General features: G+C 67.0%; 15 protein-coding genes. 5 read left to right on the top strand and 10 right to left on the bottom strand.

All coding sequences use genetic code 11. From position 1 onward, the window contains the following. Positions 1–7 precede the first annotated feature (7 nt). A complete protein-coding gene (locus tag G3N99_RS02850; RefSeq protein ID WP_206121593.1) occupies positions 8–586 on the bottom strand; it encodes a YceI family protein in 579 nt (192 codons plus the stop codon). 117 nt (positions 587–703) lie between these two features. Between G3N99_RS02850 and G3N99_RS02845 the strand changes: the two genes are divergently transcribed. Next, positions 704–1,627 (top strand): LysR family transcriptional regulator, encoded by a 924-nt coding sequence (locus G3N99_RS02845; protein ID WP_206121592.1) that lies wholly within the window; start codon positions 704–706, stop codon positions 1,625–1,627. Between the two features lie 231 nt (positions 1,628–1,858). Here the strand turns inward: G3N99_RS02845 and G3N99_RS02840 are convergent, their stop codons facing one another. Together G3N99_RS02840 and G3N99_RS02835 are read right to left on the bottom strand one after the other, a co-directional pair. Beyond that, on the bottom strand, positions 1,859–2,167 hold the full coding sequence (locus G3N99_RS02840; protein WP_174938580.1) for an H-NS histone family protein: 309 nt from the start codon (positions 2,165–2,167) through the stop codon (positions 1,859–1,861). Positions 2,168–2,297: 130 nt separating this feature from the next. After that, positions 2,298–2,459, bottom strand: coding sequence for a flagellar transcriptional regulator FlhD (locus G3N99_RS02835; protein ID WP_241011439.1), 162 nt, complete (start codon positions 2,457–2,459; stop codon positions 2,298–2,300). A gap of 429 nt (positions 2,460–2,888) precedes the next feature. Here G3N99_RS02835 and galU point away from each other — a divergent pair, with 429 nt between their 5' ends. The 4 genes from galU (at position 2,889) to G3N99_RS02815 (ending at position 7,107) form a co-directional block, all read left to right on the top strand. Then, a complete protein-coding gene (galU, locus tag G3N99_RS02830) occupies positions 2,889–3,773 on the top strand; it encodes a UTP--glucose-1-phosphate uridylyltransferase GalU (RefSeq protein ID WP_174933802.1) in 885 nt (294 codons plus the stop codon). 23 nt (positions 3,774–3,796) lie between these two features. Further along, positions 3,797–4,384 (top strand): phosphatase PAP2 family protein, encoded by a 588-nt coding sequence (locus tag G3N99_RS02825; protein ID WP_206121591.1) that lies wholly within the window; start codon positions 3,797–3,799, stop codon positions 4,382–4,384. A 330-nt stretch (positions 4,385–4,714) separates the two neighbouring features. Beyond that, positions 4,715–5,908, top strand: a complete 1,194-nt coding sequence (locus G3N99_RS02820; RefSeq protein ID WP_206121590.1) for a hypothetical protein — start codon at positions 4,715–4,717, stop codon at positions 5,906–5,908. Further along, on the top strand, positions 5,905–7,107 hold the full coding sequence (locus tag G3N99_RS02815; protein ID WP_206121589.1) for a sialidase family protein: 1,203 nt from the start codon (positions 5,905–5,907) through the stop codon (positions 7,105–7,107). The genes G3N99_RS02820 and G3N99_RS02815 overlap by 4 nt, the downstream gene beginning before the upstream one ends. Positions 7,108–7,149: 42 nt before the next feature. Here G3N99_RS02815 and G3N99_RS02810 read toward each other — a convergent pair whose 3' ends face one another. The 7 genes from G3N99_RS02810 to G3N99_RS02780 form a co-directional block, all read right to left on the bottom strand. Continuing rightward, positions 7,150–8,082 carry a KpsF/GutQ family sugar-phosphate isomerase gene (locus G3N99_RS02810; protein WP_174938572.1) on the bottom strand — a complete coding sequence of 311 codons (933 nt, stop codon included), beginning with the start codon at positions 8,080–8,082 and terminating at the stop codon, positions 7,150–7,152. Continuing rightward, on the bottom strand, positions 8,063–8,860 hold the full coding sequence (gene kdsB, locus G3N99_RS02805; RefSeq protein ID WP_206121588.1) for a 3-deoxy-manno-octulosonate cytidylyltransferase: 798 nt from the start codon (positions 8,858–8,860) through the stop codon (positions 8,063–8,065). The genes G3N99_RS02810 and kdsB overlap by 20 nt, the downstream gene beginning before the upstream one ends. Further along, a complete protein-coding gene (locus G3N99_RS02800; protein WP_206121587.1) occupies positions 8,844–9,395 on the bottom strand; it encodes an HAD family hydrolase in 552 nt (183 codons plus the stop codon). Before G3N99_RS02800 ends, kdsB begins: the two co-directional genes overlap by 17 nt. After that, the gene (gene kdsA, locus G3N99_RS02795; protein ID WP_206121586.1) at positions 9,392–10,237 is read right to left on the bottom strand and encodes a 3-deoxy-8-phosphooctulonate synthase; all 846 of its coding nucleotides are present in this window, start codon (positions 10,235–10,237) and stop codon (positions 9,392–9,394) included. The genes G3N99_RS02800 and kdsA overlap by 4 nt, the downstream gene beginning before the upstream one ends. A 73-nt stretch (positions 10,238–10,310) precedes the next feature. Then, positions 10,311–11,390: a glycosyltransferase gene (locus tag G3N99_RS02790; RefSeq protein WP_206121585.1), complete on the bottom strand. Its 1,080-nt coding sequence runs from the start codon at positions 11,388–11,390 to the stop codon at positions 10,311–10,313. Then, a complete protein-coding gene (locus tag G3N99_RS02785; protein WP_206121584.1) occupies positions 11,387–12,346 on the bottom strand; it encodes a glycosyltransferase in 960 nt (319 codons plus the stop codon). The genes G3N99_RS02790 and G3N99_RS02785 overlap by 4 nt, the downstream gene beginning before the upstream one ends. After that, positions 12,343–12,873, bottom strand: a complete 531-nt coding sequence (locus tag G3N99_RS02780; RefSeq protein WP_206121583.1) for a serine acetyltransferase — start codon at positions 12,871–12,873, stop codon at positions 12,343–12,345. Before G3N99_RS02780 ends, G3N99_RS02785 begins: the two co-directional genes overlap by 4 nt. Between the last annotated feature and the right edge of the window lies 1 nt (position 12,874).

The raw sequence follows: 12,874 nt of genomic DNA, 5'->3' as shown, positions 1-12,874 counted from the left end.
AACGGAATTACTGCTTGAGCGCTTCGGCCGTGATCAGCAGCTTCGTCTTCATCCTGAAGCCGTACTGCTTGCCGTAGTCGAGGCCGAAATCGCTGCGGTCGAATTCGCCGACGGCGTCGACACCGCACACTTCACGCTTGAGCATCGGGTGCGGCATGCACTTGAACGAATCGATCTTCAGCGTGACCGGCTTCGTGACGCCGTGCAGCGTCAGGTTGCCGACCACCGACACCGGCTTGTCGCCGTCGAACTTGATCGCGCCCTTGTAGTTCGCCTGCGGGAACCTGGCGACGTCGAAGAACTCGGCCGTCTGCAGATGCTCGTCGAGCTTCGTGCTGCCGGTGTGGATCGACGCGATGTCGGTCGTCACGTCGACGGTGCCCGTCTTCGCTGCGCGGTCGAGCGTCACGGTGCCGCTCGACTTGTCGAACTTGCCGCGCCAGACCGACACGCCGCCCATATGGTCGGCCTCGAAGCTCGGGTACGTGTGGCTCGGGTCGAACTGGTAGGTCGCGCTTTCGGCAAAGGCCGACAGCGACAGCGAAGCGGCCAGTGCGCCCGCTGCAATCATCCAATGCTTCTTCAACTCTTTCTCCCTGGAACGTAAAGGTTCGTCTGTAGCGTGAGAGGAGTATGGCGATGGAAGCTGCTTTACACTAGACGGATAAATAGGATTTGATTAATCCATTTTTGGAGGAATCCGATGCTCGATCTGAATGACCTCGCGCTGTTCGTCCAGGTCGTCCGCGCCGGCAGCTTCTCGGAGGCCGCGCGCCGCCTGCGCATGCCGGCCAATACGCTGAGCCGGCGCATCGACCAGCTCGAGGGGCAGCTCGGCACGCGCCTGCTGCATCGCTCGACCCGCAAGCTCGCGCCGAGCACCGAGGGGCAGGCGCTGTTCGAGCGCTATGCGCCGGCGCTCGACCGGATCTTCGAGATCGAACGACTGCATGCGGACGGGCAGGAACCGTCCGGCACGGTGCGCGTGACCGCGATGGCCGGCCTGTTCGAAATTTTCCGGCTGGAATGGCTGGCGGAGTTCTATGCGCGCTATCCGCAGATCAGCATCGACTTCCTGCTCGACGACACGCCGTCCGACCTGATCGGCGAGCGCATTGATCTCGCCTTGCGCATGGGGATCGAGACCGGCGGCAGCTTCCGCGTGCGCCGGATCGCACCGGGCACGATGATCCTCGCCGCCAGCCCCGCGTATCTGGAACGGCGCGGGGCGCCGCGCACGCCGCGCGACCTGGCCGACCACGACTGCCTGACGGTGTCCGGCCGCCAGGGCCGCAGCATGTGGCGCCTGCAAGGGCCGCGCGGCACCCAGGAAATCTCGATCGACAGCCGCTTCTCGGTCAACGACATGCGCGTGGTGGTGCAGGCCTGCATCGCCGGGCTCGGGGTCGCGCTGCTGCCGCAGTTGCTCGCCGAACCGGGCATCGAGCAGGGCAAGCTGGTGCGCGTGCTGCCTTCCTATCGACGGTCGAGCAGCGACCTCGGGCTGCAGCTCGTCTATACGAGCCGGCCGCCGTTGGCGCCCGCCGTCACGGTGTTTGCCGATTTCCTGCTGGAAAAGCTGGGCGAAGCAATGCCCGGGCAGGTGAAGAATGCTGCTGGTCGATAACGTTCCGTAGTTGCTACGGCAACGCCGACGTCGCGGTTCAGCGACGATCCGCGAGTTGTTCGCTGAGTTCGCTGAGTTCGCTGAGTTCGCTCGGTTCGCGCAACTGCGTGGCGGCGACGGCGTCGATCGCCCCCGGCAACGGGCCATCCCGCGGCCGACAATCAGCAGATGCCCCGTTCGCCAGATCGACGCTTCGCCGTACGCGCCGCCGCCCGCTTCGCCGTTACGCGCTCAACCGGCGTTGTGCTCGATCAGGAAGCGTTCCCGGCGCCCACCCTTGATCCAGCCGGGCTCACGACCGCGCCCGTTCCAGGTCGCGCCGGTCTTCGGATCGCGATACCTGGGCACCGACGCGGTCCCTCGCGCGCCCCTCTTTCCGGTGCCGCCCGGGCGGCCGAATATCTGACTCGCGGTCAGCCCGTATTCGGCGACACGGTTGCGAACCTCCTGTATGACGACCTCGAGTTCGGCGAGCCGCGCTTCCTCGACACGCTTCATCAACTCGTCGGCTTGCGCCTTCAATTCGCGATAACCGGACATGCACTTCCTCCACACTTTCATTGCGTTATAAAAGACCGAATGGGCGCGACCGACGTGGCGCCGGCGATGCGCAACGCGGTGTCGCGACTCGCGAAGCCGGAACGTCCATTCGGGAAACCCGGAAAGCGGATCACGCGCGCCCCGGCGCGTGCTCGATGCGAAATTCACAGAACAACTCGCCGCTCGCCGCAATTGCCTCGATCTGATCCGGCGTCAATGTAACGATGGACGCGGCAATGTCGTCCGAGATACCCAATTGCCGCTTGCCCTGCTCGTAATCGGCTCGCAACATGCGCTGCGCCAACACGAGATAGGCGCGGTTGAATTCCGCGATTGCATCAAAGATATCGCCCTGTCCGGTCATGGCCGCTCCCGAGCCGACGGCGGTTCCGTGGCCGCCAAATGTGGCGCCGCGACCGTTCCGTCCAATAGTAGATGCCCGAATCTATGTCATGCGGCCGGCGTCATCCCGACAATTCCTAGATGGCATCCGACACACTGGAAACCGGCATTCGCATTTCGCGAATCGACATTCGCCGCTGGCGGATTCAGCCTAGATTCGGTCACCTCCGGAAACCCGAACGCCCCTACGATTTTCCGACGGCGCGCGGACCCGTTCGCGCGATCGGCGCAGCGCCGGCGACCGACGACGGTATTCGCGCGTCGCCGCCTGCCATCGGCATTGTTGGTAACAGTCCTGAACGGATGGAATCCGAAAATCATGTTGAAAGTGACGAAAGCCGTATTTCCGGTTGCCGGTCTCGGCACGCGATTTCTGCCTGCGACCAAGGCCAGCCCGAAAGAGATGCTGCCTGTCGTGGACAAACCGCTCATTCAATATGCGGTCGAAGAAGCCATCGACGCCGGCATCACCGAAATGATCTTCGTGACCGGCCGCAGCAAGCGGGCGATCGAAGACCACTTCGACAAATCCTATGAGATCGAGGCCGAACTCGAAGCGCGCGGCAAGGAAAAACTGCTGTCGCTCGTGCGCAGCATCAAACCGAGCCACGTCGACTGCTTCTACGTGCGCCAGGCCGAAGCGCTGGGGCTCGGCCATGCCGTGCTGTGCGCGGAAAAGCTCGTCGGCGACCAGCCGTTCGCGGTGATCCTCGCCGACGACTTGCTGGACGGCCCCACGCCCGTGCTGCGCCAGATGATCGACGTATTCGATCACTATCACGCGTCGGTGATCGGCGTGGAGGAAATCGCGCCCGAGGCATCGAAATCCTATGGCGTCATCGACGGCAAGCGCTGGGAGGACAACCTCTTCAAGCTGTCCGGGATCGTCGAGAAGCCGGAGCCTGCGAAGGCGCCGTCGAATTTCGGCGTGGTCGGCCGCTACGTGCTGAAGCCGAAGGTGTTCGAACATCTGCGTGCATTGCGGCCGGGCGCCGGCGGCGAACTGCAGTTGACGGACGCGATCCAGTCGCTGCTGACCGACGAGCAGGTGCTCGCGCATCGCTACGACGGCACGCGCTTCGATTGCGGCAGCAAGCTCGGCTATCTGAAGGCGACGGTCGAGTTCGCGTTGCGTCACCCGGAGGTGGCCGCGGATTTCGAGAGTTATCTGGCCATGCGCCTGTCGGCGCTGCAGGCTGCCTGAGCGCGTCCGTCGGAAACGCAGTCATGTGGGCGGCCGTCAGCGATCTCGGCGACGCGGCATTGACCCTGCCGCTTGCCGTCGCGTGCATCGTCTGGCTGACGCGCTCGAACGCCGGGCGGCACGGCGCGGCGGCGTGGACGCTGATGCTGGCCGCGGGCATGGCGCTGGTCGGCGCCACCAAGTTGCTGTATGCCGGCTGCGGCATCCAGGTTCGCGCGCTCGATTTCCGCGTGATCAGCGGACACACGATGCTGGCGTCGGCGGTATGGCCGATGACCTGTGCGTTTGCGCTGGCCGGCTGCACGCCGATCCGGCCGGGCACGTCGCTGTCGCTCGGGCTGGCGCTCGGTGCGCTGATCGGCGTCGCCCGCGTGTTCGACGATGCGCATACGCCGTCGGAAGTCGTCGCCGGCTGGATCGTCGGCTCCATGGTCGCGCTGTCGTTCGTGTGGCGGCACGGTGCACCGCGCGTCGACGCCCGGTATCGCCTGCTCGCCACCGGGTCGCTGCTTGCCGTGTCGGCCGTCGCCTATGGCCGTCACGCGCCGATCCAGGCCGCGATCGAGCTGTACTCGCCATTTCTGTGCGGGCGCTTCGTCATGCCGCCCTGACGGTCGCAACTCCGCGTGGCCGTGCCGTGCGACGACGCGAAGTGTCCGCTCGACCGGCGGGCGCGCGCCCGATCCGCGTGGCCGATCCCGCCGGAAAGAGACAGAACCTCGCCGCGATCGGACAACCTGGCTCGCCCGGCCGTCGAGCCATCTATGCTTGTTCGCCTGAATGCGCGCCCGCCGTCCCGCACCGCGGGCGCGCATGCCTCGTGCGAACCGGCGAGCCCGCCCTGCCTGACGGGCGTCCCGCCCATGTCGCACGGCCACTCGCCGCGCGGCGCCGGAACGGCCGGCATGCGGCACATCCGGATTCCCCGATCGGGCGCACGCATGTCGACCTTGCTATTTTCAGCCAGCGTATTGTTCTTCTCCCTCAATGCGTTCAGCGTACGGGCGACCTTCGTCGCGTACTTCCTGCTCTGCGCGCTCGCGTTTCTCCGGGCGCCGACCTTGATGACGCGCCAGCGGCACCTGTTTCCGGTTTGCGCGTACTGGCTGATCAGCACCTGTGTCGCGTTCATCCTGTCCGCGTTCGGCGATTTCTACGTGAACTTCTACATCAAGTTCCTGCTGATCCAGACGTATATCGCACTGAGTTACTGGATGTTTGCCGGCGGCGTACTCACGCGGCACTCGCTCGACGTGGCGTGCAGGACGCTGATTTACGTCCACGCCGTGTTCTTCACGTTTCAACTCGTCTACTACCTCGCGACCGGCAACTTCATCGACTTCGACAGCTATATCCGCGAATCCGACTCCGAAGCGCTCTACGCGACCAAGGCACTGAGCGACAGCCTGATTTCGATCCGCGCGTTGGGCCTGTATTCCGAACCGTCCTTCTATGCGATGACCGTCGTGCCGAGCGCGGTGATCCTGCTGCTGTCGCAGCGACGCATGACGCTCGCGCCGATCGTTGGGTTCGCCACCGCGCTGCTCAGCTTCTCGGTCGCATCGATGGCCGTATGCGCGGCGCTGTGCGGGCTGCACGTCCTCACCGGGCGCGGGCGGCTGCGGACCCGGATCGCCGTCATCGTCGTCGCGCTCGCCTGCGTGCCATGGCTCTACAGCGTGTACGACCAGCGCGTCAACCAGTCCGTCGACTACGATGCGGTCGGCAGCCGGACGCTCGTGCTGACCGAACTGACCGAGCGCGACGCGGTCGCCGGCGTGTTCGGCGGCGGCCTGTTCTGGGACGAACGGAACAACGTCGGGAAAACGCACCTGCGCGGCTACCAGGTGCGGGACAGCTCGTTCTACATCTACCTCGTGTTCGCCGCGGGCGCCGGCGGTTTCGCCGCGTTCTTCGGTACGCTGTTCGTGCTGTTTCGTCGCAAGGGCAGACGGAAATACCTGCTCTATCTGCTGCCGATCCTGCTGTTCAAGTATCACGTCCTCTATGGCATGCTCTGGCTCACCCTGCTGCTGTTCGTCGTGCTGGCCGACCAGGACGCGCCACGCAGGCGCATCGTCGAACGCCCGGGCCCGAGCGCGTCCGGCGGCACACCGCTGGTACACATGACATGACCTCATACCGATATCCGCCGTCCCTGGTCGCGGCGACGCGGTCGATCCTCGCGGTGCTGTGCGTGTGCGGCACGGTGACGGCATCGCACGCCGAGCCCGTGCCCGCGCCGCCGGGCCAGGTCGTCGCGCACAGCCGGGCGGCCACGCGCGTTTATCTCGGCTCGCCGTCGCTGGCCGTGCTGCCGAACGGCGACTATGTCGCGACCTTCGACACGTTCGGCGCCGCCGCGTCGCAAAACCACGTGTCCGTGTTCACGTCGCACGACAAAGGCGCGACGTGGTCCAGGCTCGGCGACGTGCCGGATCAATACTGGTCGTCGCTGTTCGTGCTGAACGGCGCGCTGTACCTGATGGGCACCAACCGCTCGATGGGCACGCCGTCGATTCGCCGATCCGACGACGGCGGCGCAACCTGGACCACACCGGTCGATGCGGCCACCGGGATGCTGCCGTATCCGGGCCGCTATATCACCGGGCCGGTTCCGGTGCTCGTCGACCGCGGGCGGGTCTGGCGCGCGTACGAAAGCGTCGAGGACGGCGACCTGCGCGCGCTGGTGATGTCCGCGCCCGCCGATCGCGATCTGCTCGATGCGCGCAACTGGCGCGCGTCCGTTCATCTGCCGTCGGACAAGCGCTGGCTCGACGGCAAGTTCGAATCGTGGGAAGAAGGCAACGTCGTCGGCAGGCCAGGCGCTGCACCCGCCGTCATGCTTCGCGTGAATACCGCGAACGGCCCGGAGAAGGCCGCGCTGGTCGCGACCGGCGGGGACGGCCGGACGCTGTCGTTCGACCCGGCGCGCGACTTCGTCGACCTGCCGGGCGCCGGAAAGAAATTCACGATTCGCTTCGACCCGCGGTCGAAACAGTACTGGACGATCACGAACGCGGTGCCGAAAAGCGTCGGCCAGACGAACCTCGAGCGCGTCCGCAACACGCTGGTGCTGTTGTCCTCCGCCGATCTCAGGCAGTGGACCGCCCGGCGGGTCCTGCTGCAACACGCCGACGCAAAACGGCACGGCTTCCAGTACGTCGACTGGCAATTCGACGGCGACGACCTCGTCGCGGTGCTCCGCGTCGCGTTCGACGACCCGGAAGGCGGTGCGGCGAGCCAGCACGACTCGAATTTCATTACGTTCCTGCGCGTCCCCCGCTTTCGCCAGGACGCCGCATCCAGGGCGCTGACGCAAAGCCTGCAGTAGCACGCCGCCGCCCGTGCACGGGCGCGCGTCGAGCGCCCGCGCCTACTTCTTGAATACGCCGACGATGCGTGTGCCGTCGGACACCAGCAACGCGCCGATCCGCTGCTGCTGCATCAGCAGCAACGCATCCTCGACCCGCGTGCCGGGCGGCACCGTGGACGGCTCGATCGACATCAGGTCGGCCGCCGTGCGCCGCAGGACGCCATCGCCGTGCCGCTCGATCGCGCGGCGGACATCGCCGTCGGTCACGATGCCCCAGCCGGTGTCCCGCTTCACGATGGCGAGCCCGAGCCGCCCGCGCGTCATCGCGTCCAGCACGTCGAGCGTCGACGTGTCCTCCGTCACGAACGGCAGGTCCCCGCACGCCATTTCGTCGTCGACGGTGGACAGCAGCCGGCGGCCGAGCGAGCCGCCGGGATGGAAGCGTGCGAAGTGTTCGGGCTGGAAACCGCGCGCCCGCATCAGCGTGACCGCCAGTGCGTCGCCCATCGCGAGCGTCGCCGTCGTCGACGCGGTCGGCGCGAGCTGCAGCGGGCACGCCTCGCGTTCGACGCCAATGTCGAGATGGACCCGCGCGGCGCTCGCGAGCGTCGACGACGGATTGCCGGTCAGCGCGATCAGGTCGTTGCCGTTGTTCCGCAGGAACGGAATCAGCTTGATCACCTCGTCGGTTTCTCCCGAATTCGAGATCGCGAGAAACGTATCGTCCGGCGTCACCATGCCCAGATCGCCGTGATAGGCCTCCCCCGGATGCATGAAGAAGCCGGGCGTCCCCGTACTCGACAGCGTCGCGGCGATCTTCCGGCCGACGATACCGGACTTGCCCATGCCGCACACGACGACGCGGCCGCGCGACCCGAGGATGGTCTCGACCGCCGCGTCGAAATTCGCGTCGAGACGCGCGGCGACGCCGGCCAATGCCCGCGATTCGATCTCGAAGACCTGCCGGGCGGATTCAATATGGTTCTGTCTCATCTTGGGTTTGCCGTTTGAGAAGGGAGACGACGCGAGCCACGTCGTCGGGCGTATCGACGCCGGCCGGCGGCGCATCGGGCCAGCGCATCACGTCGATCGGCATGCCGAGCCACAGTGCGCGCAACTGCTCGAGCTGCTCCAGTTGCTCGAGTTCGCAGGGCGCGGTATGCGCCAGTGCCTGCAACGCTGCATTGGCATAACCGTACAGACCGATATGCCGCAGGTGCCCGCCGAGGTTCGCACCCGCCGGCCGGCCGTCGCGACAGAACGGGATCGCCGCGCGCGAGAAGTACAGCGCACGGCCGCGGCGATCGACGACGAGCTTGACGATGCCCGGTTCGTCGAGCAGCGCGGCATCGCCGATCGGGCACGCCACCGTCGCGATGCCGAGGTCCGGCGCCGCCACGCAGAAACCTGCGAAGGCCTTCAGCAGCGTCTCAGGCACGAGCGGCTCGTCGCCCTGCACGTTGAGCACCACGTCGGTGTCGGGCCAGCCGGACGCACGCGCGAGTTCCGCCGCGCGGTCGGTGCCCGACGCATGATGGGCGCCGGTCATCGCGAAACGGATGCCGCGCGCGTCGAGCGCTTCCGCGATGCGGGCGTCGTCGATCGCGACGACGATGTCCGCACCGGGCAGCGCGCGGCTCACACGGGCATGCACGCGGGCGATCATCGGCTCGCCGTCCAGGTCGACGAGCGGCTTGCCCGGCAGGCGGGTCGAACCGTACCGGGCCGGAATCACGACATGAAGCGGGCGCCCGTTATTGAATGACGTCATGACCGCTCCATTGTTCGAGCAACGGCCGGTACGCATCGTCGAGCGACAAGCCCGCGCCGACCAACACATGTTCGGCCACCTCGCGCGCCACGCCGCGGCCGCCGGCCGTGCCGGCGACATGATCGACGCGCGCCCGGACGAGGTGATGCGCGTCGGCCGGCGCATACGACACGCCGACGCGTTCGATGACCGGCAGATCGTTCACGTCGTCGCCGACATACGCGATCTCGCGGTCGTCGATCCGCTCCCGCGCCTTGATGTCCGCGTAGCCGGCCGCCTTGTCGTCGCACCCGGTCACCAGCACGTCGACGCGAAGCTGCGCCGCCCGCCACGCCAGCGCGCCGCTGTGCTTGCCCGACAGGATGCCGCTGCGGATGCCGTGCGCGCGCAGCAGCGCCACCGCCACGCCGTCATGCGCGTGAAAGCGCTTCATGACCTCGCCGTCGGCCGTCACGTGCAACGTGCCGTCGGTCAGCACGCCGTCGACGTCGAACAGCACCAGGCGCACGGGCCCGCGATACGTCGCGCCGCTCACCGGATATCGAGCGGCGGAAACCGCTTGACCAGATCGTCCACCGCCTTGACCTGCTGCAGGAACGCGTCGAGTTGCGCGAGCGGCAGCGCGCTCGGGCCGTCGCAGCGCGCGTGGTCGGGCTCCGGATGCGCTTCGAGGAACAGGCCGGCCAGCCCGACCGCCATCCCGGCGCGCGAGAGATCGAGCACCTGGCGCCGCCGGCCGCCCGATGCGGCGCCGTGCGGATCGCGCATCTGGAGGCTGTGCGTGACATCGAAGATCACCGGGCAGTCGCCCGTCGCGTCGCGCATCTGGCGGAACCCCAGCATGTCCACGACGAGATTGTCGTAGCCGAAGGACGCCCCGCGCTCGCACAGGATCACCTTGTCGTTGCCGGCTTCACGACACTTCGATACGACGTGCTCGATCTGCGTCGGGCTCATGAACTGCGGCTTCTTGATGTTGACCGCGTTGCCGGTCCGCGCGATCGCGACCACGAGATCCGTCTGGCGCGCGAGGAACGCCGGCACCTGCAGCACGTCCACGACGTGCGAGGCCGGTTCGGCCTGCCACACCTCGTGCACGTCCGTGATCACGGGTACGCCAAACCGCAACTTGATCTCTTCGAAGATCCTGAGCCCCTCGTCGAACCCGACGCCGCGATACGAGTGGATCGACGAGCGGTTCGCCTTGTCGAAGGAAGCCTTGAACACCAGCGGAATGCCGAGGCGGCGCGTGACTTCCACATAGCGGCTGCAGACGTACAGCGTGAACTCGACGCTCTCGAGCACGTTGAGGCCGCCGAAGAGCACGAACGGCAAGCTGTTGCCGACCGTGACGTCCGGCGTAATCGAAACATTCATACAGTTCTCCACGAAATTGAATCGGCGTCGAGCGCCGGCGGACACCGCCCGATCGCGCTGCCGGCGACAACGGTCAACGGGCGGCCCAGGCCGCATAGAGCGGCGCGAGCTCTCCATACAGGCGTTCCTCGCCGAAGCGCACGCGCGCCTCGCGGCCGGCCCGCCGGCCCAGCTCCCCGCGCAAGGCACGGTCGCCGGTGAGGCGCGCCAGCCACGCGACCGCCTCGGCTGCCGTCGCATAGACCACACCAGTTTGCAGATGGCGCACGACGTCGACGTTGCCGGCGCAGTCGGACACGACGACGGGCCGGCCGGCCAGCATCGCCTCGATGACCGACACCGGCATGCCTTCCCACGACGACGTCGACAGATACACGTCCGCGCGGTCGAGCCGGCGCGCCACTTCGTCGTGCGGCAACCACCCGGTCACCTCGACGCCGGCCTCGGCCAGCCGCGCCTTCAACGCATCGTCGCCGTCGCCGATCCAGACGAAGCGCATGCCGCGCGCGCGCATGCCCTGCGCGATCTGCGCGAACAGCACCGGATCCTTCTGCGTGCGAATGCCGCCGACGGTCGTCACGCACAGGGGGCCGCTCGACGGCCGCGCGGCGTCGTCCGGACGAACGTGCGGCGCGCCGCCGACCGCGTTCTCGATCACCACGACCGGCTGACGCAGCCATGCGCGGATCGCGCGGCCTTCGCTTTCCGAGCAGGCCACGTAAAGACACTTCCGCGCACACGCGATCCTCTCCAGCGCGACGAATGCCAGCCGCTTCAGGGTCGAGATGTCGCGGCGCATGAACGAAATGCAGTGCGGGCTGTAGAAGAACGCCGCCTTCCGCAGCGCGAACAGCGTCGACAGCCGCCCGAGAAAACCGGCGAACGACGAATGCAGATGCACGACGTCGGGCTCGAGCGCCGTCAGCGTCGCGCGCAGCCGGAACACGGTCCGCAACGGGCCGGCCCCCTTCATCTGGACGTGATGCAACGCCACGCGCGCATCGAACAGTGCGGCGAGCCCGGGGGGCGTATCCGGCCGCACCGAGTAGACGACGTGCACGTCATGGCCGTCGCGGGCGAGACGATTCGCGATCAGGCACACCATCGACAACGTGCCGGTGGCGCTGGATTCGACGAGGTGGACGATCTTCATCGGATTGCGCCTCGTGAACGATGCGCCGCGGCCGCGCCGAGATACGCAAGCACGCCCGAGCGCTCGATGACGCGCCCCCATTCGAGCGACCTCATCGCGGCCGGGTCGGTGCCGTTCGCGCGAATCCGCGACAGCGGAAACAGCTCGTCGAAAATCGTCGCGCCGGTGACGTGGCACTGGATGCCGAGCTCGTTCGCAGTACGCACGTTCGACGGCGCGTCGTTGCAGACGATCTTCTTGCCGAGCGATGCGTATTCGAGCAGCTTCGTCGGCGTCTGGAAGCAGTGCGGCCGGTGATACGGAAAGAAGCACACCGCGTATTCGCTTTCGCGGACGATGCGCAACGCCTCCGGCTGCGGCACGCGGCCGACGAACCGGATGCCCGGCGTATCGCCGAACGCCGCGCGGATCTCGGGCTCCGGCTGGCCGACCAGCACGAGCGTGTCCGTCTCGTCGCGCCGCGCATCGCGATAGGCCGCCAGCACCTTGTGGAAACCGCGCTCGCGGCTCATTTCGCCGATGTAGCAGAACCGGCCCGACGGCGTGTGCGCGGCACCTGCGTCGGCGCCGTCCGGATCGAAGATCCAGTCCGGCACGCCCATCGGCAGCAACAACGTCCGCACGTCGTCGCGGAACGCCATCGCGTCGCGCATCTGCGCATTCTGGAAGATCCGCAGATCGGGGCGGACATTGAGCGCGCGCTTCACGCGATCCTTGACGGCGGCGAGCCGCCCGACCGACAGCGAGCGATAGTCGTGAATCACGTACCGGGCAGGCGGCAACGCGCGATAGAAGCCCATGATGCACCACAGGATGCAGGCGTCCCGATCCGGAAAACGCGCGTAGGCGTCGAGATCGCCATCGAACACCTCGAATCCGTGCGCACCCAGGCAATGCCCGTAGGCGGCGATCTCGGGGTAGTTCGCCTTGCCGGGATGCAGAATGAACACCTTCATTGCGGCTCCTGTCCGTTGTCGAGAATGCGCGCCGGGACGCCGACGGCGACGCGGCCGTCGGGCACGTCCCTCAGCACCACGGCCCCGGCGCCAATGCGCACGCGATCGCCGACCCGAACCGGGCCGAGCACGACGCTGTGCACGCCGAACTCCACGTGATCGCCGATCGTAGGCACGCCGTCGATCGTGCCGTCCTGCCGGGTGGTGTTGCCGATGGTCACGCCGTGACGCAGCGTGCAGTAGTCGCCGATCACCGCGAAACCGTTGATCACGAGGCCGGTGCCGTGATAGATCGTGAGCCCCTTGCCGATCCTCGTCTTCACGGGAATCTCGATGCCCATCAGCCAGTCGCACAGCACGATGTAGAGCACGATGAGCGGCGCGCCGGCCAGCAGCGTGAGCCGGCTCCTGCATGCGAGGTAATGCACGATCCGGTAGAACACCACGACGCAGCGCGTCTTGACGAACGCATTGCGGCGGCAGTCTTCGGCGATCGCCTCGGCGGTCTGTCGCAACGTGACGGTCATC

Origin of the sequence: Burkholderia sp. Ac-20392, assembly GCF_017104585.1 — a bacterium.
In the GTDB taxonomy this organism is placed as follows: Bacteria; Pseudomonadota; Gammaproteobacteria; order Burkholderiales; family Burkholderiaceae; genus Burkholderia; species Burkholderia lata.
Note: the sequence above shows the minus strand (reverse complement) of the source record. Positions and strands in the feature narration are given on the sequence as shown.

Coding starts and splice junctions, on each gene's coding strand:
- kdsB (WP_206121588.1), bottom strand. CDS start 8,860: ATGACGTCATTCAATAACGGGCGCCCGCTTCATGTCGTGATTCCGGCC.
- G3N99_RS02825 (WP_206121591.1), top strand. CDS start 3,797: ATGTGGGCGGCCGTCAGCGATCTCGGCGACGCGGCATTGACCCTGCCG.
- G3N99_RS02790 (WP_206121585.1), bottom strand. CDS start 11,390: ATGAAGATCGTCCACCTCGTCGAATCCAGCGCCACCGGCACGTTGTCG.
- G3N99_RS02785 (WP_206121584.1), bottom strand. CDS start 12,346: ATGAAGGTGTTCATTCTGCATCCCGGCAAGGCGAACTACCCCGAGATC.
- G3N99_RS02845 (WP_206121592.1), top strand. CDS start 704: ATGCTCGATCTGAATGACCTCGCGCTGTTCGTCCAGGTCGTCCGCGCC.
- G3N99_RS02840 (WP_174938580.1), bottom strand. CDS start 2,167: ATGTCCGGTTATCGCGAATTGAAGGCGCAAGCCGACGAGTTGATGAAG.
- G3N99_RS02815 (WP_206121589.1), top strand. CDS start 5,905: ATGACCTCATACCGATATCCGCCGTCCCTGGTCGCGGCGACGCGGTCG.
- G3N99_RS02820 (WP_206121590.1), top strand. CDS start 4,715: ATGTCGACCTTGCTATTTTCAGCCAGCGTATTGTTCTTCTCCCTCAAT.
- kdsA (WP_206121586.1), bottom strand. CDS start 10,237: ATGAATGTTTCGATTACGCCGGACGTCACGGTCGGCAACAGCTTGCCG.
- G3N99_RS02835 (WP_241011439.1), bottom strand. CDS start 2,459: ATGTTGCGAGCCGATTACGAGCAGGGCAAGCGGCAATTGGGTATCTCG.
- G3N99_RS02810 (WP_174938572.1), bottom strand. CDS start 8,082: ATGAGACAGAACCATATTGAATCCGCCCGGCAGGTCTTCGAGATCGAA.
- galU (WP_174933802.1), top strand. CDS start 2,889: ATGTTGAAAGTGACGAAAGCCGTATTTCCGGTTGCCGGTCTCGGCACG.
- G3N99_RS02780 (WP_206121583.1), bottom strand. CDS start 12,873: ATGACCGTCACGTTGCGACAGACCGCCGAGGCGATCGCCGAAGACTGC.